Here is a 22,317-nt window from a genome sequence, read left to right as displayed (position 1 = left end):
GCTTGTCTCGTTCGACGCTCCCCCTAGACCGCACGCACGGGTTCGGCGCAAGCAGCATGTTTCGAATCGCCGTCACGCCGCGTCTCGCCCATCGCCGTCAGCAACGCAACAGCGACGCTTGGCGCGCAGGTCGCAATCCATTCGTTCGGTTCATGCGAGGGCGTGTGCGTCTGCGCACGCACGTCCGCATCCGGATCCGCTGGTGCGTGCGCCCCGTCGTCCAGATGCGCTTCCGTATGCGCGCTCGAAAGCGTCGCGTCACGGACAAGCTCGCTGAAATCCACATAAGCACGCGCCGTCTCGCATGCAAGCGCAACGACAAGAAATCGCCCGCATCCGGCGCCGACCAGCGGCGCGTCCGCCAGCGCCGGATGCGCCGCGCACACTTGCGCGAGTCCTTCGCCGATCATGCGCAACTGCTCGAGGCGCCACGTCTGCGCGAAGGCGCGCCATTCGTCGACGCTCGCATCGACCGCGTCGCGGCCGATCATCCGCGCGAGCCGCTCGCAACTCGCGTCGATATTTTTGGGACCGTTGTCCGCGCTCGCGTGCTGGTCGTGCGGCGGCCACAGCTCGCCGGTCAAGCGGTAAATGTCTGCGCTCGTCGCGAACCATTCGTTCATCACACCCGTCGTCGCGCCGCGAAATGCAATGCGATGCGCAATACCACACAGCGGCGTGCGCACGACACCTTGATAAACGAGTTCGCCGGTTACAAGCCGCGCCGCGTCGCTCGACCCGCGCGCCGCCACGTGCCCATCGACAATCGGCACGATATCGGTAGTCGTACTGCCGATGTCGATCAGCAATGCGTTCGGCACCTGCGTGGCGACCCACTGTGAAGTAGCGAGCCAGTTTGCCGACGCTACCGCGCGCCACTGCGCGACTGCATCTTCGTCACGCAGCCAGCCGCGCTTGCCCGCAAAAAACCGGGCGTTAGCGCCCAAACGCGCCGCAAGTGTCCGTGCGAGCACGAGCACGCCTTGCTCACGATCCGCAAACAGATCGACCATTTCGCCGGTCATCGTGACCGCGTGATGCGAACGGGGCACGCCCGCAGCGGGCCAGCGCGCAAACACCTCGTCGATCACGCGTTCGAGATGCACGAGTCCCTGCCATAGCGGACACGCCCACTGCGCGACATCGACGAGCGCCCCCGCTGCATCGACAACCGACACTTTCACGTGCGCGCCGCCGACGTCCCAGCCGAACACGGCGCGCGGCGTATCGGTCGCGCCATTGCCGTCGCGCGAGCCGCTCATCGCTGCGTCCTGCCGGCGAAACGCGGCGCAGTGCCGGCCGCGCCGTGCTGCAGCTGTGGCTTTGGCTCTGGCGCGAAAACGCCACGCACACCATGCGCGGCGAACACATCGGCCGCGAGATTGCGTCCGAGACGCGCGGACAAGCCGACATACGCCATCGTCACGCGCGGATTCACCTCGATGACAACCGGTCCACGGCCCGGGTGCCAAACGACGTCGATGCCGACGAACCCGCGCAGCCCCGGCACCAACGCCGCGGTCTTCTGCGCGAGCGTCTCGAGCAAGCGCCCTTCCGGACTATCGCGATCGACCTGATCGATATCGACGCCGTCGAACTCGACGACACGCCCCGCATGTCCCGCCGACGCCGCATCGGCCACACCGATCCGCTGCCGATTGATGCTGATCAGCCGCGCACCATGCGCGCCGCAGATCAGCGACAGGCTCAACGCCTCGCCGTCCACCCATTGCTGCAGCACCGGCCGGTGCCCGTTGGCGACGCGTGCGCAATAGGCGTCGCACGCCTCGGCGAGATTGTCGTAACGATAGGTATCGAGGCCGCCCGCCCCATCGTCGGGTTTGACGACCCATCCGGCCGCTGCGCCGTTCGCACCGCTGCTATGCGCCGCCCAGGCATTGACGTCGAGCGCGCCCGGATCGAGCGCCGGCGTCGCGGCAATCCCGTTCGCCGCAAGCAACGCCGCCGTCGCGCGCTTGCTCGACGCGATACCGATCGCCTCCTTCGTGCACCCAAGCCAGCGGCTCTCGCCTACCGCATCCGCGAGCTTCAACATCAACCCATCGCATTCCGGCGCCACGATCCACGCATAGTCGTGCGCCCGCGCGACCCTCGCGACAAACTCCATCATCGGCTCGCCGGGCGCCGCGCAGTAATGCGACAGCGGACTGCGCGACGCCGCGGCGGCCTCGAATCGCGAACTCGCGAAACTCACTTCGACGTTGTCGAGCGCGCGCGCATCGTGCACGATCGCGTCGCGCATCGCGCGGCCTTCGACGATCAGCGCACTCAGGTCGGCAAGACCGCTTTCGCCCGCGAGTTCGGGGTCGATACCGCCGCCGGTGAGATACTCATAGACAAACAGCCTGATCAAGGGACACTCTCCGATGCGCGTAATACCGGTTCTCGATCTGCTCGACGGACATGCGGTGCGCGCGGTGCGCGGCGACCGCGCGAACTACCGCCCTGTCCAGTCGTCCCTGTGCGCGACGAGCGAACCACTCGCCGTCGCGCGTGCCCTGCTTGCCGCGTGCGGCGCCGACACGCTCTACGTCGCCGACCTCGGCGCAATCGTCGCGCAGCGCGCCGATACGTCGACACTCGCCGCGCTGTGCGAGGGCCTCAATCCGCCGGGCGCATCGGCTTCGACGACCCGGCGCGTAAACATCTGGCTCGACGCAGGCTTCGCCGATTACCCCTCGATGCACGCCCACCTGATGCGCATCGGCGCACCGCGCGGCAACGCACCCGGCGCGCTCGTCCCCGTATTCGGCTCGGAGACGCTTCGTACACCTGACGCGCTGCGCGAGGCCGAACGGTCCGGCTATGAGCCGATCCTGTCGCTCGACCGCCGCGCGGGCCGTTTGCTCCGACCATCCGGCACCACCACGTCGCTGCACGACACGGCCGCCGTGTGGCCCGCACGCGTCATCGTCATGACCCTCGATCGCGTCGGTGCCTACGAAGGCCCCGACCTCGATACGTTCCACACGCTGCGCGAGCGCGCCGGCCGTGAACGCGCGCTGATCGGCGCGGGCGGCATTCGCAATCGCAACGATCTCCATGCCGCCGCGCAAAGCGGCGCACACGCGTGGCTTGTCGGCTCGGCACTGCACGACGGCAAGCTCGCTGCGCCGCCGCACGCTGTCAGGTGAATCGCAAACACAATATCCATGCCAAGCGGCTGCGCGCGCTTACACCGCAATCCAATCGCAAGGAAGGTGCGGCGCGGCTCGCGCGGGTGACACTGTGTTTCAGCGCGACGCACATACTGTGTTGCGTGTGCTGACTTGTAGTTAACCTTCGCATCGCGCCTTTGCTGCCCATCTCGCGGCGCGCGATCGGCATGGAGCTTGCTGTATCGCGCCTCATGCACGAACCAACCTCCCCCGCGCCGACTGCCGGTCAGCCGGCCGCGCCTGCCGCGCGGCCGGCGTCGGCGACATCTGCTGCCGGATCTGTCACGCACGACTGGACCTGCCCGTTCTGCCCGCTGCTGTGCGACGACATCGAGGCCCACGCGGCCCGCGACGCGACGCTTGCCGCGCCCGCCGAAGATTGCCCGCGCCTTGCCGATGCGCTCAAACACTACGGCGCAGCCGACAGCCACAGCACGCCATCGATCGACGGCCAGCCCGTCGCGCTTGAAGACGCGCTTTCGCACGCGGCCGATATCCTCACGCGCGCACAGCGACCGCTGTTTGGCGCATGCGCGACCGACGTTGCGGGCGCACGCGCGCTCTACACGCTCGCCGCCGCGTGTGGCGCGATGCTCGATACGCTGCACGGCGATGCGCTGAGCGCGACGACCCTAGCTTTGCAGGATCGCGGCGCATTCTTCACGACGCTGTCCGAAGTGCGCTCGCACGCAGATCTGCTGATCGTGTTCGGCTGTGTGCCTTCGCAACGCCATCCGCGGTTTTACGAGCGCGCACTGGCCGAAGCCGGCACGCACATCAGAGCGCGCGCGATCTGCTTTGTCGGCTGCGATGTCGATCCGGCGGCGACCCGCGTTGCGCAAGCGACCTGCGAGTCGATCCTGGCCGACGCGTCGCCGCACGATCTGCTTGCACTATGGTCCGCCATCGCGGAAGGCCGCCGCGCAAGCGCGTTTGAAGAACGCCCTGCGCAAACGCGATCGCAATCATCGCAAGCCGCTGAAACCGCACCGACCTCGCAAATCGCGGCGCAACTCGCCACGCTAACCGAACGCATCGCGTCCGCAAGCTATACCGCATTCGTCTATGAACCGGCCGCGCTGCCGCACCCGCACGCGGCGTTGCTGATCGAAGCGCTGCACCGCATCGTCAAGGCGATTAATCGAACGACTCGCGCGGGCGCGCTCGCGTTAGGCGGCGCGGACGGTACGCTGACCATGAACCAGGCCGTCACCTGGCTTTCGGGCTTTCCGCTTCGCACGCGCGTGTCGCGCCCCGATCGGCCTGAAGGCACGCCGCCGCTCGAACACGATCCGTATCGCTATCGAACCGAACGCCTGCTCGAAGCGCGCGAAGTCGACACCTTGCTTTGGGTCACGAGCTTCGCCCCGCACCCGTTGCCCACCGCGCTCGATCCGCAGGTGCCGGCAATCGTGCTCGGTCTACCGGCTCTGGCCGATATGCTTGCGCATGCGGCATCGTCCACACCGCGCCGCGCATCGACCGTGTTTATACCGGTCGCCACACCGGGCATCGATAGCGACGGCCATCTGTTCCGGCTCGACACGTCCGTCGTCACGCCACTGCACGCGGCGCGGCAAGGCACGAATGTGCGCACCGTCGCCGCCATCGCCGCCGACCTCGCCGAGCGCATTGCCGATGCAAACGCGCATGCAGGCGCGCGGAGGCCATCATGAGCCTCGCGCGTTTGACGGGCGGCATCATCTACGATCCGGCCAAAGGGGTGAACGGCGAGCGCCGCGACCTGTACTTTCGCGACGGGCGCATCGTCGACGCTCCCTCAGGCGCGACGGTCGACCACGACTACGACGCGCACGGCATGGTCGTGATGGCCGGCGGTATCGATCTGCATTCGCACATTGGCGGCGGCAAAACGAATCTCTCGCGACTGCTGTTGCCCGAAGACCATCGCGAAGACCGCCCACGCGATGCGGCCTACGAATCGGTCCGCGACGCAAACGGCCGCTATCTGCGCATGCCATCGTGCGGCGTCTGCACGCCGGGCACGCTCGCCACCGGCTACCGATACGCGGAAATGGGCTATACGGCCGCGTTCGAACCGGCGATGATCGCGTCGAACGCGCGCCACGCGCATCTCGAGATGGGCGACACGCCGATCATCGATCACGGCGCGTACGTGATGCTCGGCAACGACGAACTGTTTCTGCAGATGCTCGCCGCCCATCAGGACTTCGAGCGCTTGCGCGACTACGTCGGCTGGACCATGCATGCAAGCCGCGCGCTCGGCGTGAAGGTCGTGAACCCGGGCGGCATCTCGGCGTTCAAGTTCAACCAGCGCGCGCTCGACGTGGATGAAGCGCACGCGCACTACGGCATCACGCCGCGCGACATCCTGCGTACGCTGACCCGTGCGCTAACCGAACTGCGCGTGCCGCATCCATTGCACGTGCACTCGAGCAATCTCGGCGTGCCGGGCAATATCGCCTCGACGATCGCGACGATGGACGCCGCCGACGGCCTGCCGATTCATCTGACCCACATCCAGTTTCACAGCTACGGCACCGAAGGCCCACGCAAATTTTCGTCGGGCGCACGCGCGATTGCAGAAGCCGTGAATGCGCGGCCCAATGTATCGATCGACGTCGGGCAGATCATCTTCGGGCAAACCGTCACCGCGTCCGGCGACACGATGATGCAGTTCAAGAACGCGCCGCTCGCGAACCCGCGCAAATGGATTCTGGGCGACATCGAATGCGATGCCGGTTGCGGCATCGTGCCGTTCCGCTATCGCGAGCAAAGCTATGTGAATGCGCTGCAATGGATCATCGGGCTCGAAATCTTCCTGCTCGTCGACGACCCATGGCGCGTTTCGATGACCACCGATCACCCGAACGGCGCGCCGTTCACGAGCTATCCGCACCTGATCCGCCTGTTGATGGACAAACCGTTTCGCGATGCTCAGCTCGACAAACTGCATCCGGAGGCAAAAGTCGCGAGCGTACTCGCGGAATTGAAGCGCGAATTTTCGCTGTACGAGATTGCGATCATCACGCGCGCGGGTCCGGCGCGGCTGCTCGGCCTTGCTGATCGAGGCCAGCTTGGCGCCGGCGCCGCCGCCGATATCGCCGTCTATCGCGACGATCCCGATCGCGAGCGCATGTTCACATCGCCGGCCTATGTATTCAAGGACGGCGCGCTCGTCGCGCGCGACGGCAATCTCGTGTCGACGCCGACAGGCGGCATTCATTACGTGTCGCCCGAATTCGATCGCGGCATCGCGCAAACGGTGCGCGAATTCAGCGAGGCAAACCTTGTCGGCGGCTTCAGGCATGCGGCGATCAGCGACGACGAAATCTGCGCATGCTGCCGCGGCGGCCGGCTGCTGCCCGTCGAATGCTTCGGGCATGGCGTAACGCGTACAGCGCCGGACGCGACGCCGCCCTCGTCGGCCAGCCGGCCTTAACGCGAACAAGCGAGCAAACGAGCGAGCGAACGATGCAGATCAACGGCACCCTGATCGACGACACGTTTGCGGAAGCCTTCCCGATGAAGGCGACGCGGCTCGTCATCACGGCGCATACGCCCGCGTGGGCACGCGCCGCGGCGCAGTCGCTATCGGGATTCGCGACGTCGGTGATCGACTGCGGCTGCGAAGCCGGCATCGAGCACGAGATCGACGCCGCCGACACGCCCGATGGCCGGCCCGGGATTGGCGTGCTGATGTTCGCGGTGTCGTCTAAGGAACTCGCGAAGCAGATCATGCGGCGCGTCGGCCAATGCGTGCTGACATGCCCGACCACGGCTGTCTATAGCGGCATCGATCCGCAAACGAGCCGTGCGCCTTTGTCGGACCTCGCGCCGCTCGGCGGCGCGCTGCGCTTTTTCGGCGACGGCTGGCAGATCGCCAAGATGCTCGGCAATACGCGTTACTGGCGCGTGCCCGTGATGGACGGCGAATTCGTCGCCGAGGAATCGGCGGTGACGGTCAAAGCGGTCGGCGGCGGCAACCTGCTGCTGCTCGCGCGCGACACCGACCATGCGCTCGCCGCGGCCGAAGCGGCGGTTGCCGCAATGCATCGATTGCCGAATGTGATTACGCCGTTTCCGGGTGGCGTGGTGCGCTCGGGCTCGAAGATCGGGTCCAAATATGCGGGTGCGGTCGCATCGACGAACGATCCGTTCTGCCCCACGCTGGTCGGCGTCGCGAAGCGCACCGAACTCACAGCCGAAGTGGGCTGCGTGCTCGAGATCGTGATCGACGGGCTTACCGATGCCGACGTCGGCGCGGCGATGACAGTGGGCATGGCGGCCGCATCGAAGGCGGGCGGTGTATTGCGCATTTCGGCCGGCAATTACGGCGGCAAGCTCGGGCCGTATCACTTCCATTTGCGCGAACTCGCCGCGTCGATCGGCACACCGCCTGCGAGTGCCGCGGGCAGCGGGAGCGCCCCATGAGCACGACGACGCTGCGCGTGAAACACGCGCCCGGTTTTCGCGTCGACGGTTCGGCACTGCTGCCGGCCGCGCTCGCCGCTCGGTCGTCCGACGAGGTGGCGCGCCTCGTGCTCGCTGCAGGCAATGTGACGTGCACGGCCGGCGACCTGTTCGACGTATCGCGCAGCGATGGCGGCAAAGACGAGCAGGCAACCTTGATCATCGAAGGCGACGCGCCGTGGCTGGACCGCATCGGCGCGCATCTCGCCGAAGGTCAACTGCGCGTGACAGGCGCAACAGGCGACTACGCCGGTCTCCGCATGACGGGCGGCGCATTGCAGATAGGCGGCAACGCCGGATCGTTTGCCGCGTGCGAGATGCGCGGCGGCCTGCTTACGGTAGCCGGCAATGCCGGCGACTTCGCAGCAGCAGCGTTGCCCGGCGACATCGAAGGGATGACCGGCGGCACCGTCGCGATCGCAGGCCATGCGGGCGCACGCCTTGGCGACAGAATGCGGCGCGGCTCCGTTCTGGTCGGCGGCGACGCGGGCGATTTTTCCGCATCGCGTTTAGTCGCCGGAACAATTTGCATAGCCGGTCGCATCGGTGCGCATCATGCGTATGGAATGCGCCGGGGCACGTTGTTGCTTTTGCGCGAGCCCGAGCGGGTGCCGCCAACCTTCGTCGAAGGCGGGCGCGGCTTCGACGTGTTCTGGCAACTGTTCGTGCGCGCCCTGGCCGCGCTGCGCGAACCGCTTGCAGCGACGGGCGCCGCATCGCTGAACGCGGCGCTTGCACCGTTTTTTACGCTCGATTCACGCATGATGCCGCGCCGCCTGTCGGGCGATCTCGCGGTCGACGGACGCGGGGAATTGCTGATCGCACACGCAGCCAGCCAGGGTGCACACTGACGAATGAACTCAGATCCCCGCAGTATGCCCACGCAATCAAGAACAAGCGGTACCGCCGGGAGCGAAATGAACGCAACGCATACGAGCGACGCCACACGCGCGGGCCGCGCCGCGAGCGACCGGTACTCGCGGCCGCTCGTCGCGCTGCACTGGCTGATCGGCATCGCGATCATCGCCATGATCGCGATCGGGCTTTATATGGTCGGCTTGCCGCGCGGTTTGCCTTTCAAGGCCTCGCTGATCAACTTTCACAAATCGCTTGGCTTGACGATTTTCCTGCTTGTGCTGTTACGCATCGTGGTCCGTACGGTCTACGGCAGGCCGCCGCTGCCGCCGATGCGAGCGTGGCAACGCGCCGCCGCGCGCGCAACGCAGGGTCTTTTATACGTTGCAATGGTGGTGATGCCGGTAACGGGCTATCTCGGCTCGTCGTTCAACACATACGGCACGCGTTTCTGGGGCATCTTGCTGCCGAGGTGGGGTTGGGACGACAAGGGCTTGCGCCACTTCTGGTTCACGATCCACGAGTTCAGCGCGTGGATTCTGATCGCGCTGATCGCGGTGCATATCGCCGGCGCGCTCAAGCATCAGCTCATCGACAAAGACGGACTGATGCGGAGAATGCTACTTTAATAGGTATGACGTTTGGACTGGTTGAAAACACAACGGACGGCAGAAAGCGTAATGAAAATCAGGGTTCTCGGTTCATCGGCGGGCGGCGGTTTTCCGCAATGGAACTGCAATTGCGGCAATTGCAGGGGCGTGCGTAACGGTTCGATCGCGGCCAGGCCGCGCACGCAGTCGTCGCTGGCGGTAAGCGTCGATGGCGTGTCGTGGCTGCTTATCAACGCGTCGCCCGATATCCTCGCGCAGCTTGCGGCGAACCCCGAACTGCAGCCCGCGCGTCACGCGCGCGATACGGGTATCGCGGCGGTACTGCTGATGGATGCGCAGATCGACCACGTCACCGGCCTGCTGATGCTGCGCGAAAACAGCGCGCGGCTGCCGATCTACGCAACGGATGCCGTGTGGCAGGACCTGTCGACCGGCTTTCCGGTCGTTTCGATCCTGTCGCATTACTGCGGCGTCGAACGCCGCACGATCGCGCTCGACGACGCGCCGCTCGAAATTCCGGCGTTGCCCGGCGTGCGCATCGAAGCGTTGCCGCTGTCGAGCAAGGCACCGCCCTATTCGCCGCATCGCAACGCACCGGAACGTGGCGACAACATTGGCCTGCTGCTCACGGCCAACGATTCCGGCAAGCGCGCGTTCTATGCGCCGGGTCTCGGCGCGCTCGAGCCGCATGTGCGCGATGCGATGCGTCGCGCTGACCTGCTGCTCGTGGACGGCACGATGTGGACCGACGACGAGATGATTCGCCTCGGCCTGTCGAAGAAAACCGCGGCCGATATGGGCCATCTCGCGCAATCGGGTCCGGGCGGCATGATCGATGTGCTCGATGCGCTCGATCGCCCCGGCGCACGCAAGGTGCTGATCCATATCAACAACACGAACCCGATTCTGGTCGACGACGGGCCCGAGCGGCGCATGCTCGCGCAGCACGGCATCGAAGTCGCCCACGACGGCATGACTTTCGAACTCTGACTCCTGGACTTCCAATGAACAGTACGAGCGCGACACGCGCATCCGAACGATCCGCATCCGATTCCGGCGCCGCATGGGGCCGCGAGGAATTCGAAGCGCAATTGCGTGCGAAAGGCCGTGCGTATCACATCCATCATCCGTTCAACGTGAAGATGAATAGCGGCGGCTGCTCGCGCGAACAGATTCGCGGCTGGGTGGCGAATCGCTTCTACTATCAGATCAATATCCCGCTCAAAGACGCCGCGGTTCTGTCGAATTGCCCGGACCGCGAGACACGGCGCCGCTGGGTCCTGCGCATTCTCGATCACGACGGCTATGGCGACGACGAAGGCGGCATCGAAACGTGGGCGCGTTTAGGCGACGCGGTGGGCCTGTCGCGCGACGAATTGTGGTCGCTCGAGCATGTCGTGCCGGGCGTGCGTTTCGCCGTCGACGCCTATGTGAACTTCGCGCGCCGCGCGCCATGGCAGGAAGCCGTGTGTTCGTCGCTGACCGAGATTTTCGCGCCGCAGATCCATAAAGACCGCTTGTCGACATGGCCGACGCATTACCCGTGGATCGAATCGTCGGGTCTCAATTACTTCCGCTCGCGCATTTCGCTCGCGCAGCGCGACGTCGAACACGGGCTCGCGGTCACGCTCGACCATTTCCGCACGCGCGAGCAGCAGGAGCGCGCGCTCGACATTCTGCAATTCAAGCTCGACATTCTGTGGACCATGCTGGACGCAATCGAAAAGGCCTTCCCGACATGAGCGAAACGAACGAAACACCCTCGGCGTCGAATCCAGGAGCAGCCCTCGACACAGCCGCGCGCCCGAAACTGAACAAGCTGTTTCGCATGCAATGGGAACCGGCTCAGGACGCGCACGTATTGCTCTATCCGGAAGGCATGGTGAAACTGAACCAGAGCGCCGCGGAAATCCTGAAGCGTTGCGACGGCACGCGCGACGTCGCGGCGATTGTCGGCGATCTCGAACGCAGCTTTAACGCGGCCGGCATCGCGCCCGAAGTAGAGGCGTTTATCGCGCATGCCTTTGCCCGCGGATGGCTGGAGCACTCAGCATGACCGATCTTTCAGTTGCAGCGCAGCATTCGCCTGGTCACCCCGCGCGATCCGATATCGCGCCGCCGCTATGGCTGCTCGCGGAATTGACGTACCGCTGCCCGCTGCACTGCGCGTTCTGCTACAACCCGGTGAACTACACCGCGCATCAGAACGAACTCGACACGGAAGAATGGCTGCGCGTGCTGCGCGAAGCGCGCGCGCTCGGCGCCGCGCAACTCGGTTTTTCAGGCGGCGAGCCGCTGATGCGCGACGACCTCGAAGACCTCGTTGCCGAAGCGCGCAAGCTCGGTTTCTATACGAACCTGATCACGTCCGGCGTCGGCCTGACTGAAAAACGCCTCGGCGTACTGAAGGAAAATGGCCTCGACCATATCCAGCTATCGTTTCAGGACTCGACGCAGGAACTCAACGACTTCCTCAGCAGTACGCGCACGTTCGACCTCAAAAACCGCGTCGCACGTTCGATCAAGGCGCACGGCTTTCCGATGGTGCTCAACTGCGTGCTGCACCGCTACAACCTGCCGCACGTCGACAAGATCATCGACATGGCGCTCGCGATGGGCGCCGAATATCTCGAACTCGCGAACACGCAGTATTACGGCTGGGCGCATACGAACCGCGCCCAGCTGATGCCGACCGCCGAGCAATTGCAGGAAGCGGAAGCCGTCGTCGAACGGTACCGGAAGGAGATCGGCAACCGCTGCAAGATCTTCTTTGTCGTGCCTGACTACTATGAAACGCGGCCGAAGCGCTGCATGAACGGCTGGGGTTCGGTGTTCCTCGGCGTTGCGCCGGACGGCGCCGCGCTGCCGTGCCACTCGGCGCGTTCGCTGCCGGGGCTCACATTCCCGAATGTTCGCGATACGTCGATATCCGAAGTCTGGTACGAGAGCGACGCGTTCAATCGCTTTCGCGGCTTCGACTGGATGAAAGAGCCGTGCCGCAGCTGCGAAGAAAAAACCCGCGACCTGGGCGGCTGCCGCTGCCAGGCGTATCTGCTCACGCATGACGCGGCAAACGCGGACCCCGTGTGCGACAAGTCTGCGCATCACGAGTCGGTGGTGCGTGTGGTGCGCGAGGCCGCAGAGCGCGGCGCGACGCTTGCGCCCGACGAGCAGCCGGTCGTTTTCCGCAATGACGCGAATGCCCGGCGGCTGAGCGGCGAGCGTCCGACTTCGCCTCGGCATGCGGCAACCGCGACCGATAAAGGCAACGATCAGGGAGCGCGCAGATGACCACCACCGATATCTCCGTGTTGCTCGTCGACGATCATGCTGTCGTGCGCGAGGGCTATCGACGTCTGCTCGAACTGAGCCCCGACGTACGCGTCGCCGGCGAAGCGGGCGACGCGACGCAGGCGTACCAGCGTTTCTGCGCGCTGCAACCGGATGTGGTGGTGATGGACCTCGCGCTGCCAGGCGCGAGCGGTATCGAGGCGATGCGGCGCATGCTCGCGCGCACGCCCGACGCGCGCGTGCTGATTTTCAGCGTGCATGAAGAAAGCCTGTTCGTGCGCCGCGCACTCGATGCCGGCGCGAGCGGCTATGTGACGAAGGCAAGTGCACCGGACGTGCTCGTCGAAGCGGTGCGCGCAGTCGCGCGCCGCGTGCGCTATCTGAGCACCGACGTGTCGCAAACGCTCGCCATGCGCACGATGTTCAGCGAAGGGCCGCCGGGACGCCAGCTTTCGGCACGCGAATTCGAGGTGCTGCGGCTGCTCGTGCAGGGGTTCACGCTGCCGGTGATTGCGGAACGGCTCGGGCTCAGCCAGAAGACCGTTGCGAATCATCAATCGGCGATTCGCCAGAAGTTCGGTGCGAACAACGGCGTGCAACTCGCGCAGATGGCGAGCCGGCTCGGACTTCAGTTCTCCGATCTGACCGCGCCGGGTGGCGCGGTCGGCTCCACGCTGGGTGCCCCGCTGGGTTCTTCTCTCGGCTCCCGTTTAGGTTCCGCGCTCTGATCGCCGCAAGGCGTACCGTTCGCTTCCGGACCATTGCTTGTCTGAACCGGTAAGCGCACGCACAACATGAATCCATTTCCGGGTTCGCTCGCGAGATGAAACTCGCCGCCGAGCGATTCGACGCGCTCGCGCATGCCGACGAGCCCCAGCCCGGCACGCGGTTGCTTCAAATCGACGCCCGGCCCATCATCGGCAATCGTCACGACGACCTCGCCGTGCCGCTCGCCGTCGGACGGCGTGCGCACGAGATAAATTTCGACGCGCGACTCGCGCGCGAACTTCGACACGTTTGTCAAAGCTTCCTGCACCAGCCGGTATAGCGTGATGTTCAGCGCGTCGGCAAGGCCCGTGAAATCGCCCTCGACGGCCAACGCGAACGACGCGTGCGGCAGACGCTCGCGCCAACCGTCGACGCAATGCTCGAGCGCACTGAGCAAACCTAGCTCGTCGAGGCCGATCGGGCGCAACCGGCGAATCATTCCGCCGATCTGTCGATAGACGAAGCTCGCGCTCTGCATCACCGCAAGCGACGCATGATGAATTTCCGGCTCGCTCGCAGCCGACAGATCGCGGATGCGTGCCGCATCGAGCGTGATCGCATTCAGATACTGGCCGAGTTCGTCGTGCAGCTCGCGCGCGAGATGCCGACGCTCCGTTTCCTGCGCTTCGATCGCCTGGCTCCCAAGCCGCCGGTTCTCGGCGAGCAACCGCTCGGCCTGTTCCTCGAGCACCTTCCGATGCTTCAATTCCTGCTGCGATTCGCGGTAGCGACGCCACGCGAACCACGCGAGCCCCGCCGCCAGCACACATAGCGTGACCGGCAGTTCGTCGAGCTGAAATCGCTCCGCGCTGCGCGTCCAGCGGTACGCGAGCTCACTGACGTCGAATATCGAGCACAACACCGCAGTCACGAGCGTCAGCACGAGCACGCATGCGAAATCGCGCCATGTGGCGGAGCGCGACGAGGACGGCCGTGACACGCCTGAGCGAACCATTTTCACGGGATGCATCGCTGTGTCGGGTGGGATTAGAAACGCATTCTACGCATCGCACACGGGAGTTGCGTATCGGAATCCGCAGGTTCAGGAAGGGTTCCTGAAAGTTTCGGGAAATCCTCCTGTGTGCTTCGGTACGCGGCTATGCGACGCTTGATGCAAGCGAATCGCGCTGCCCACGCCGACGCAATATAGATGCGGGTGCAACCGATCTTCACCACTTGCGCACAAGAAAAGCATAGGGAGACGCTGACAATGAGAACCATGCCACGCAAAAAGCGGTGCGTGCAGACGTTAAAACCCCGAGTTGCGCTGCGGCTCTCCGTTGCTGCCGTGCTGACCGCCCTGGCGACGTCTGCGTGGGCACAGACAGAAAACGCACCTCGCGCGGCCGATCCGGCTGCTAGCGGACAAATTGCGGAGCAGGCCGAGGGGGCGCCCGCCGCGCAAACGGAGCCAGCACCGGATAATGCAGCCGGGAATTCGCCACAGCAGACACCGCAAAACACGCGGGCTTCCGATCAGGACACGGTGCTCCCGAACATCCTCGTGATCGGCACGACGCCGCTCGTCGGCCTCGGTACGCCGATCCAGCTTGTACCGGCCAATGTGCAGACGGTCCGCGGCAGCCAGATCGTCCAGCAGAATTCGCATACGCTAACCGATTACTTCTCGAACAACCTGCAAAGCGTCGACATCAACGATGCGCAAGGCAACCCGTGGCAGGTCGACATCAACTATCGCGGCTTCACCGCGTCGCCGGTGCTCGGCACGCCGCAGGGGCTGTCGGTGTTTCTCGACGGCGTGCGCGTGAACGAGCCGTTCGGCGACGTCGTGAACTGGGATCTGATTCCGCAAGCGGCCATCCAGACCATCCAGGTTATTCCAGGCTCGAATCCGACCTTCGGCCTCAACACGCTCGGCGGTGCGATCGCGGTCACGACGAAGAACGGCCGTTCGAACCCGGGCGGCGAAGCCGAAATCCAGGCCGGTTCGTGGGGCCGCAAGCTCGCGCAGATCCAGCAAGGCGGCGTGATCGGCGATTCGCCGCTCGACTACTACTTCACCGCCAACATCACGAACGACGACGGCTGGGCCGATCACAATTCGAGCCGCTTGCGCCAGGCGTTCGGCAAGCTGCGCTACATGGATTCGTCGACGACGGTCTCGGTTTCGATGGGCGGCGCCGACAACACTCTGAACGGCTCGCAGACCATTCCGCGCTCGTTCCTCAGCAACTGGTCCCAGGCGTACACGTTTCCGGACACGAACGAAAACCAGCTCGGCTATCTGACCATCAACGGCTCGCACTATTTCACGCCCGACATTGAAATAACGGGCAACGCGTACTACCGGCACTACCGCAACGTGAACACGAGCAGCAACGTGAACGACGACTTCGATCCTGAAGACGACGACGAACCGCCGGCAACGAATGCGCAGTCGACGATCGTGACCGACAGCTACGGCGCGAGCGTTCAGATGACATTTCTGCAGAGACTCTTCGGCAAGAACAACCAGTTCACCGTCGGCGCGGCGGCCGATCTCGCGAATACGCACTTTACCCAATCGCAGCAGAACGCGTTCTTCACCGACACGCGCGCGACCATCGGCGACGGTCCATTCGTTCAGCAAACCGATGCGAAAACGCGCAATGAGAACTACGGTATTTACTTTACCAATACGTTTTCGTTCACCGACGAATGGTCGCTGACGCTGGCGGGCCGCTATAACTGGGCTCGCACCAGGATTGGCGACGAGAGCGGCATTCAACCGCTGCTCGACGGCAACCACACGTTCTCGCGCTTCAATCCGGCGGTCGGCATCAACTGGAACCCGACGTCGTCGTTCACCGCATACTTCACCTATAACGAAGGAATGCGCACGCCGACGTCGATCGAACTCGCGTGCGCGGACCCGACGGCGCCTTGCTCGCTGCCTAACGATTTCATCGCGGATCCGTCGCTGAAACCCGTGATCTCGAAGACATTCGAAGTCGGCGCGCGCGGTCGCATCGGCAGCAATACGCAGTGGAGCGCTGCCGCATTCAGCACGACCCTCGACGACGATATCCAGTTCATCAGCAGCGAGGGCGCGTCGAGCACGCTCGGATACTTCCAGAACGTCGGCAAGACGCGCCGGCAAGGCTTCGAACTGGCGGCACGCACGCAATGGGGGCCGCTCGGCGTGAGCGCGAGTTATAGCTACATCAACGCGACTTACCGCTCGACGTGGACCGAGAGCAGTTCGAGCAATTCGAGCGCCGATGCCGACGGCAACATCACGGTGCACTCGGGCGACCGCATCCCCGGCATTCCGGCCAACACGGTAAAAGTGCGATTCGACTATGCGGCGCTGCCGCAATGGAACATCGGGACGAACCTGATTTACCGCAGCAACATCTTCGCGCGCGGCGACGAGAACAACTCGGACGTGAACGGCACGCTTGCCGGTTACTTCCTCATCAATCTCGACACGACGTACAACGTAACGAAGCACTTCCAGGTATTCGGCTCGATCCAGAACCTGCTGAACAAGCGCTATGCGACGTTCGCGGTGCTCGGCCAGAATTTCTTCAACGGGCCGAACCACACTTTCTCGCCGGACGACGTCACGAACGAACAGTTTCTTGGACTTGGCGCGCCGCGCGGGTTCTGGGTGGGGATGCGGTATCAGTGGGATTGACGGACCGGCCCGCCGGACTGCGGATGGAATCGAAACGGGCGGCGCGAGGAAAACGCCGCCCGCGGCGAATCAAACCCCTGCTATTTCGCCTGCTTATTTCGCCTGCTTATTTCGCCTGCTTATCTCGCCTGCTTATCTCGCCGATTCGATCGACCCCGCGCTCGGCGGCGACGTGACGATACCCCACGCGAGCGGCAGATTGCCGATCTGCCCGACGGTCTGATAATTCGACGCATCGAGCACATAAACCGCATTCGAGCGGCCGCACGCAAGCATCAGTTTCGAGCCATCGGGCGTAAAGCTGAAATGCCAGCAGCGCTGCCCGACCGGTACGTCGGCGACATGCTCGTAGGTCTTCGCGTCGAACACCTGCAGCGTCTTGTCGCGCGCCGCCGCAACGAGCAGATGCTTGCCGGTCGGATCGAACGCGACACCATAGGGCCCAAGCTTCGTGTCGACGGTTTTCACAGGTTTGAAGCTCGCCGCATCGAGCACGACGAACTTGCTCGTGTTTTCGAGGGTGACGACATACTGTTTGCCGTCCGGCGACCTCTTGATGCCGCGCGGCCGCGAGCCGGCATCGAGTTTCAGCGTACGCAGCAGTTTGCCAGAGCCGGTCTGGTAGACCGACACCGTATCGTCGCCTTCGTTGGTGACGAGCATCTCGTGCCCGTCCGGAGAGAATTCGACGCCCTCGGTTTCGTGGCCGCTTTTCACGGAACGCAGCACTTTCATCGTCTTCAGATCGACGATGGCGATTTCGGCCGGCGGGCTGTTCGCGTCGTCGTCATCGGCGTGGCCTTTAGCCGCGTCTTTTTCACCTTGTTGTTCCGGCTTCGCGGCCGGCTGACCGGGTTTCGCGCCGCCTTGGCGCGCTTCGGGCGGCGGACCGCTTTCGCCGGGTTCGTAGGTCACATAGGCGTAGCCGCGATGCACGCGCACGAACTCAGGGTTTTTGCCGATCTTCACGCGATCGACCACTTTGCCGGTCGACGTATCGATGGCAATCAGTTCGCCGGTCTTGGCCGCCACGAGAAGACGCTTTCCGTCCGCCGTGAGACTTAGGCCGCGCGGGCCGTCCTTGCCGAGCGAGATGGTCTTTTCGAGCGACATGTTGCCGAGATCGATAATGCCGACACCGTTCGTCTCGCTCGTCACGTAGGCGATCGGCGCCGCGGAGGCGTAAGCGGCGGCCGCGGCAAACGCGGTCACTGCGAACAGCGCGGCATGCGCGCTTTTTGTTGTGCGATGCATTTGAATGTCTCCGACAGTTGTTCTTGGAGCGAGGGCATAGCGGGCCCGATTGACGCGCAGCAGCATGCAGGCGACGGCGCACGCCCTCGACCAGTTTGGGCATTGCAAGGTGTGTTGACAACGAAATGGGGCAGGAATTTTTCCCGAATTCCGCGCGAAAATGGTGTTGCCCCGGCCGCGCCGACGCTTGCTGGCGTCTGCTGCAAAACGGAGAATTGAAAGCGCCGCGTCCTAAGATGAAAGGACCATCGTCCGGACAAGCAGTGCTGGCATTGGCTCCGTGGACCGAGGAATGCCGTTCATCGGGTTGGGCAAGCAGGGGAAAGATGGAGCAAAAGCGTCGTTCTACCGCTCAATGTCCAGATCGGAAAGCATCCTCTCGAAGTTTTCGACCTGACGTTTCTTTTTAGACTGCATCGGCGGCCATCATGCGAGGGCCGTCCAGTTGTTCAGGGCACGTCGACGTCGACACTTCCGACAATGGCTCGCGGACGCGCCAGCGCAGCGATGCGAAGTCCGCAAGCAACGCTGATGCAATCGCAACAGCGCTCATCAGAAACAGACACCGGTAATTGCCGCCGAAGCTGTTAAAGATGGCGGACGACGCGTATCCGGAGAGGGCCTGAGACGCGGCGAACACAGTGGTGGCACGGCTCCAGATGGCGTTCTGTCGGACAGCGTTACCCGGCACGATCTCACGTACCCTCGCCAGCACCGGAGGAATGATTCCGGGTGGAAAGCTGCCGATCATGACAGTGAGCAAACCGATTAGCAGGTAATTGTTGGCCGCCGCAAGCGCAGCCAGTGCAATTGCCTGAACCGATAGAATCAGGCGCAGCGCCCGACGCGCGCCCAAACGGTCGGCGAAGACACCATACAGCGGCGGGCCGATCATTGCTCCCACACCGTAAAGCACCCAGAATCGTGAACCCAGAGCGGCGCCACTTTCAAGGCCGCGCGCGATGAAGTCAACCAGGAAAATCATGGCCGGCACCAGGCCCGCCGCCATGAACGCATACTGCAAGTAAAGGACTCGTATAAAGGCGTTCGGACCGCTCGATAAAGTCGTCGCGGTCTGCCCGGTGGCCGGCACAGCGCGCCTGGGCCAACCGCGCCAACTGGCCGCGGTCAGGATGGCGGACAACGCGGCAAGTCCAATCCATGTCTCGCGTAGACCGAACTTCAGTAGCAACGGGACGATCGTGCCGGATGCTGCTATGCCGCACCCAAGCCCCAGAAACACCGCGCCCGTCGCCAGACCTTTCTGGTCGTCGGGCACATTCGGAAGAACGGTCGCCGCGACCAGCACCATGATGACTCCGCCGGCGATGCCAGACAGCAAGCGCCAAATAAAAAACCAGCTTGTAGAGACGGGGAATGCGCAAGCGAGAAACGCAAGCGTAACCAGAACCTTCATCGCGCGCAGCGCGGTGACGTTGCCAAGCCCGGCAGCCAGCGGCCGGCCCAGTACAGCCCCGACGAGGTAACCCGCCAGATTCGCGGCACCGAGATACACGACATCCGATGCCGCAAACCAGTGCGCCTGAATGAGAACCGGAAGGAGCGGGGTATAAGCAAAACGTGCCAGGCCAATGCCGATCAGACTCGCGCAGAATCCCGCAAAAATAGAAGGCCAGACAGCTTTCGGGTGGCCCGTTGCCGCCGGTAAAATGGGTTTGGACAAAGTCAGCTCCGAACAGTAAATCGCGAGAAAACCTCAGAGTTCGGTCGACGGCCATGAAGCGGCGCTCCGCATCACGATCACACCTTCCCGTGCGCACGGAGATTCGAGGAGTAGATGTTGTCGCACGCAACCGGGGTTGGGCTATTCACATTTTCCACCCACTCTTTGGTAGACATCGTCGCCGCATAGGTCGACTCCATAATGACGCTAATAATGCGATGCATCTCCTCGGCGCTCGCGTAGCCCGCCTTGTTCTTGTACGACAGCGAGCCGGCCGCATCCGGCAAGAATTCGACGACATAGCCCTTGTGCATCGCTTCGCGCATCGTGGCGTCATTGCAGTTCTGCGTCATGTAGCCGATAACGGTCAAAGTATCGATCTTGTGTTCCTTTAGCCAGTCGTCGAAGCCGGCGCCGGAGAATGCGCTTGGCAAGACTTTTGTCACCACGTGATCGTGAGGGCGGTCCGCAACGACAGGATGCAATCTCGCGCCATCGCTATCCTTTGCGAATATCGGTGCGTCAGCCGGCAAGACGTGCTGCACCAGCACGACCGGAACGCCATGTGCGTTGGCGGCGTCAATCGCCTTGCCGATATTCGGCAATGAGGACTCGACAGGCGGATATTCAATGCGGAAGTTACCTGTGACGTACTCATTCTGGACGTCGATGACAATCAACGCGCGGCGCGGTGCTTGCTTTGACATGCTAGTACCTGTGAAAAAGACCATCGCCAGACGACGGTTAGTGAATAAAGACAATTAGGTTTCCTGCAAGCACCTTCATTTCGCCCGACCAGCACGCAGCGCTCGTTGCGTTTATAGCGTGACGACCTGTAGCACCGCTTGAGTCCAGCAAGCTTGGATCGGCGAGGGCTGTGGTGCTGTTCAACAGTCGGCGGCGCTGGGTGTTGACTGGATTCGACATCTCTGGAATTGGCGAAGGCGGTTACGTGACCCTATGGGCTTATCGCTCGTGTGCCGCCCGGCCCGCATTGCAAGTCATTCAGGGGCCGGACGGATCACTGGCTCGACTCAGATAGCCGACAGGTCCGGATGAAGTCCGCGCACCGGGCTTACGGCTTCGAGCAGCGAGGCGAGGTGCAGAACAGTCGACTCCGCCATCCACGGTGCGACGAGTTGCACGCCGACCGGCAGACCTTCGCGGCTCGTGCCGAAACGCAGCGACAGGCCCGGAAGCCCGGTCACATTGAGCGGCGCCGTCGCGGTCATGACGTGCAGCGACGACACCGACTGGCCGTCGATGTTGAACTCCGCAGCGTCGTGTGCGTGCGCCGGTACTGTCGTGACCGGGCAGAGCAACGCGTCGTATTGCTGGAAGTACCCGGCAAAGCCGTCGCGCAACTGTTCCGCTTTCTGCTCCGCGTCGACGAAATCGGCGATCGAGGTGTCCGGCGTGTCGTAGACGCCCTGGACGTGCTTGAAGATCTTGTCTTCGTGTCCGGCCGTTACTTTCCTGAAGGCGGGTTTGGTTTCCATGACCTGAAGCTTCCAGAGCAGCTCGAGCGCGTTGATCTGCTCGAGCACTGGAATGCGCACCGGCTCGACGGTGATGCCCAGGCTCTTCAGCGCTTCGGCCGAGGCGAGCACGGTAGCGGCGACGTCGGGGTCTACGGGCGCGAAGGCATCGATGAGCAGGCCAACCCGAATCGGCCGGCCCGGGCTGGACGCCACGCCGGCATCGAGGCTGGGCGGCGCCGTCGAAAAGCCGTCCGCGCCGTCAGGGCCGGCCAGCAGCGAATAGGCGAGCGCGATGTCGCGAACGCTGCGTGCGATCGGCCCGATGTGCCAGAAGCGGCGCGGTACGCGTGGCCAGATACCGGTCATCGGAATGCGTCCGTGGGTGGCCTTGAGTCCGACCACGCCGGTTAGCGCTGCCGGGCCGCGCACCGAAATGGCGACGTCGGTTGCGAGACCGAGCGGCGACATCAGCGCTGCGACGGCTGCGGATTCGCCGCCACTCGAGCCGCCTGGCGTGCGATCCAGATTCCACGGATTACGCGTGCGTCCCGACAGCAGGTTATCGGTTTCGATCCAGAACGAAAATTCGGGATGGTTGGTTTTCGCCAGCAGGATGCCGCCTGCCTTCTTCATGCGAGCAATGCTCGTGGCGTCGGTGTCGGGCACACGGCCCTTGAAGATGGGCGAGGCACGTTGCGTCGGCACGCCGGCGGTATCGATGGAGTCCTTCGCGGTGAAGGGAACGCCGTGCAGCGGGCCGAGTTCCTGACCGGCCATCACGGCAGCCTCGGCGACGCGCGCGGCTTCGATCGCGCCGTCGGCGAGCGTGACGATGGCGTTGATCTTCGAATCGAACGCATCGATGCGCGCGAGATGCGCTTGCATGACTTCTACCGGCGAGACGTCCTTGTTGCGGATCAGTTCGGCGAGCCGGGTGGCGTCTTGGGAAATAAGTTCGGTGCTCATCAGGCGTGTCCTGAAAGTGTCGGAAAAGTGACCAGCGAAGCCAGTCGTAACCAGCGAAGCCAGTCCTGAAGGCTGTCTAACGTTTGTTAGGGTCCAAGATTAGGCGCTATGCTTCGTTTCGTCAACACCTTTC

At 63.9% G+C, this 22,317-nt stretch carries 19 protein-coding genes; 12 read left to right on the top strand and 7 right to left on the bottom strand.

Going from position 1 to position 22,317, the window contains the following annotated elements; all coding sequences use genetic code 11:
- Positions 1 to 23: 23 nt before the first annotated feature.
- Together BTO02_RS23545 and BTO02_RS23540 are read right to left on the bottom strand one after the other, a co-directional pair.
- Entirely contained in the window at positions 24 to 1,262 is a 1,239-nt protein-coding gene (locus tag BTO02_RS23545) for a hydantoinase/oxoprolinase family protein (protein ID WP_075159630.1), read from the bottom strand.
- Positions 1,259 to 2,374, bottom strand: a complete 1,116-nt coding sequence (locus tag BTO02_RS23540; protein WP_075159629.1) for an ATP-grasp domain-containing protein — start codon at positions 2,372 to 2,374, stop codon at positions 1,259 to 1,261. Before BTO02_RS23540 ends, BTO02_RS23545 begins: the two co-directional genes overlap by 4 nt.
- Positions 2,375 to 2,387: 13 nt before the next feature.
- Here BTO02_RS23540 and BTO02_RS23535 point away from each other — a divergent pair, with 13 nt between their 5' ends.
- The 11 genes from BTO02_RS23535 to BTO02_RS23485 all read left to right on the top strand — a co-directional run bounded on the left by BTO02_RS23535 (position 2,388) and on the right by BTO02_RS23485 (position 13,119).
- Positions 2,388 to 3,155: a HisA/HisF-related TIM barrel protein gene (locus BTO02_RS23535; RefSeq protein WP_075159628.1), complete on the top strand. Its 768-nt coding sequence runs from the start codon at positions 2,388 to 2,390 to the stop codon at positions 3,153 to 3,155.
- A 215-nt stretch (positions 3,156 to 3,370) separates the two neighbouring features.
- Positions 3,371 to 4,855 (top strand): formylmethanofuran dehydrogenase, encoded by a 1,485-nt coding sequence (locus tag BTO02_RS23530; protein WP_075161303.1) that lies wholly within the window; start codon positions 3,371 to 3,373, stop codon positions 4,853 to 4,855.
- The gene (locus BTO02_RS23525) at positions 4,852 to 6,603 is read left to right on the top strand and encodes a formylmethanofuran dehydrogenase subunit A (RefSeq protein WP_075159627.1); all 1,752 of its coding nucleotides are present in this window, start codon (positions 4,852 to 4,854) and stop codon (positions 6,601 to 6,603) included. The genes BTO02_RS23530 and BTO02_RS23525 overlap by 4 nt, the downstream gene beginning before the upstream one ends.
- 32 nt (positions 6,604 to 6,635) lie before the next feature.
- Complete coding sequence (gene fhcD, locus BTO02_RS23520; RefSeq protein ID WP_075159626.1) at positions 6,636 to 7,595, top strand: formylmethanofuran--tetrahydromethanopterin N-formyltransferase; 960 nt, start codon at positions 6,636 to 6,638, stop codon at positions 7,593 to 7,595.
- Entirely contained in the window at positions 7,592 to 8,485 is an 894-nt protein-coding gene (locus BTO02_RS23515; protein ID WP_075159625.1) for a formylmethanofuran dehydrogenase subunit C, read from the top strand. The genes fhcD and BTO02_RS23515 overlap by 4 nt, the downstream gene beginning before the upstream one ends.
- 66 nt (positions 8,486 to 8,551) lie before the next feature.
- Complete coding sequence (locus BTO02_RS23510; protein ID WP_075159624.1) at positions 8,552 to 9,118, top strand: cytochrome b; 567 nt, start codon at positions 8,552 to 8,554, stop codon at positions 9,116 to 9,118.
- A 51-nt stretch (positions 9,119 to 9,169) separates the two neighbouring features.
- Positions 9,170 to 10,090: a pyrroloquinoline quinone biosynthesis protein PqqB gene (gene pqqB, locus BTO02_RS23505; protein WP_075159623.1), complete on the top strand. Its 921-nt coding sequence runs from the start codon at positions 9,170 to 9,172 to the stop codon at positions 10,088 to 10,090.
- Positions 10,091 to 10,104: 14 nt separating this feature from the next.
- A complete protein-coding gene (pqqC, locus tag BTO02_RS23500) occupies positions 10,105 to 10,842 on the top strand; it encodes a pyrroloquinoline-quinone synthase PqqC (RefSeq protein WP_075159622.1) in 738 nt (245 codons plus the stop codon).
- On the top strand, positions 10,839 to 11,156 hold the full coding sequence (pqqD, locus tag BTO02_RS23495; protein ID WP_075159621.1) for a pyrroloquinoline quinone biosynthesis peptide chaperone PqqD: 318 nt from the start codon (positions 10,839 to 10,841) through the stop codon (positions 11,154 to 11,156). The genes pqqC and pqqD overlap by 4 nt, the downstream gene beginning before the upstream one ends.
- Positions 11,153 to 12,391 carry a pyrroloquinoline quinone biosynthesis protein PqqE gene (gene pqqE, locus BTO02_RS23490; protein WP_075159620.1) on the top strand — a complete coding sequence of 413 codons (1,239 nt, stop codon included), beginning with the start codon at positions 11,153 to 11,155 and terminating at the stop codon, positions 12,389 to 12,391. The genes pqqD and pqqE overlap by 4 nt, the downstream gene beginning before the upstream one ends.
- The gene (locus tag BTO02_RS23485) at positions 12,388 to 13,119 is read left to right on the top strand and encodes a response regulator (RefSeq protein WP_075159619.1); all 732 of its coding nucleotides are present in this window, start codon (positions 12,388 to 12,390) and stop codon (positions 13,117 to 13,119) included. The genes pqqE and BTO02_RS23485 overlap by 4 nt, the downstream gene beginning before the upstream one ends.
- On the opposite strand, the gene BTO02_RS23480 is transcribed toward BTO02_RS23485, so the two are convergent.
- Positions 13,020 to 14,129: an ATP-binding protein gene (locus BTO02_RS23480; RefSeq protein WP_083615334.1), complete on the bottom strand. Its 1,110-nt coding sequence runs from the start codon at positions 14,127 to 14,129 to the stop codon at positions 13,020 to 13,022. The genes BTO02_RS23485 and BTO02_RS23480 overlap by 100 nt on opposite strands.
- Before the next feature lie 240 nt (positions 14,130 to 14,369).
- Here BTO02_RS23480 and BTO02_RS23475 point away from each other — a divergent pair, with 240 nt between their 5' ends.
- The gene (locus BTO02_RS23475; RefSeq protein ID WP_083615333.1) at positions 14,370 to 16,799 is read left to right on the top strand and encodes a TonB-dependent receptor domain-containing protein; all 2,430 of its coding nucleotides are present in this window, start codon (positions 14,370 to 14,372) and stop codon (positions 16,797 to 16,799) included.
- Positions 16,800 to 16,931: 132 nt separating this feature from the next.
- Here BTO02_RS23475 and BTO02_RS23470 read toward each other — a convergent pair whose 3' ends face one another.
- The 4 genes from BTO02_RS23470 to BTO02_RS23455 all read right to left on the bottom strand — a co-directional run bounded on the left by BTO02_RS23470 (position 16,932) and on the right by BTO02_RS23455 (position 22,184).
- Positions 16,932 to 18,053, bottom strand: coding sequence for a beta-propeller fold lactonase family protein (locus BTO02_RS23470; RefSeq protein ID WP_075159618.1), 1,122 nt, complete (start codon positions 18,051 to 18,053; stop codon positions 16,932 to 16,934).
- Positions 18,054 to 18,459: 406 nt separating this feature from the next.
- Positions 18,460 to 19,737, bottom strand: a complete 1,278-nt coding sequence (locus tag BTO02_RS23465) for a YbfB/YjiJ family MFS transporter (RefSeq protein WP_075159617.1) — start codon at positions 19,735 to 19,737, stop codon at positions 18,460 to 18,462.
- A 77-nt stretch (positions 19,738 to 19,814) separates the two neighbouring features.
- A complete protein-coding gene (locus tag BTO02_RS23460) occupies positions 19,815 to 20,444 on the bottom strand; it encodes a cysteine hydrolase family protein (protein ID WP_075159616.1) in 630 nt (209 codons plus the stop codon).
- Positions 20,445 to 20,771: 327 nt separating this feature from the next.
- Entirely contained in the window at positions 20,772 to 22,184 is a 1,413-nt protein-coding gene (locus BTO02_RS23455) for an amidase (protein ID WP_075159615.1), read from the bottom strand.
- Between the last annotated feature and the right edge of the window lie 133 nt (positions 22,185 to 22,317).

Origin of the sequence: Paraburkholderia sp. SOS3 (assembly GCF_001922345.1) — a bacterium.
GTDB lineage: Bacteria > Pseudomonadota > Gammaproteobacteria > Burkholderiales > Burkholderiaceae > Paraburkholderia.
Note: the sequence above shows the minus strand (reverse complement) of the source record. Positions and strands in the feature narration are given on the sequence as shown.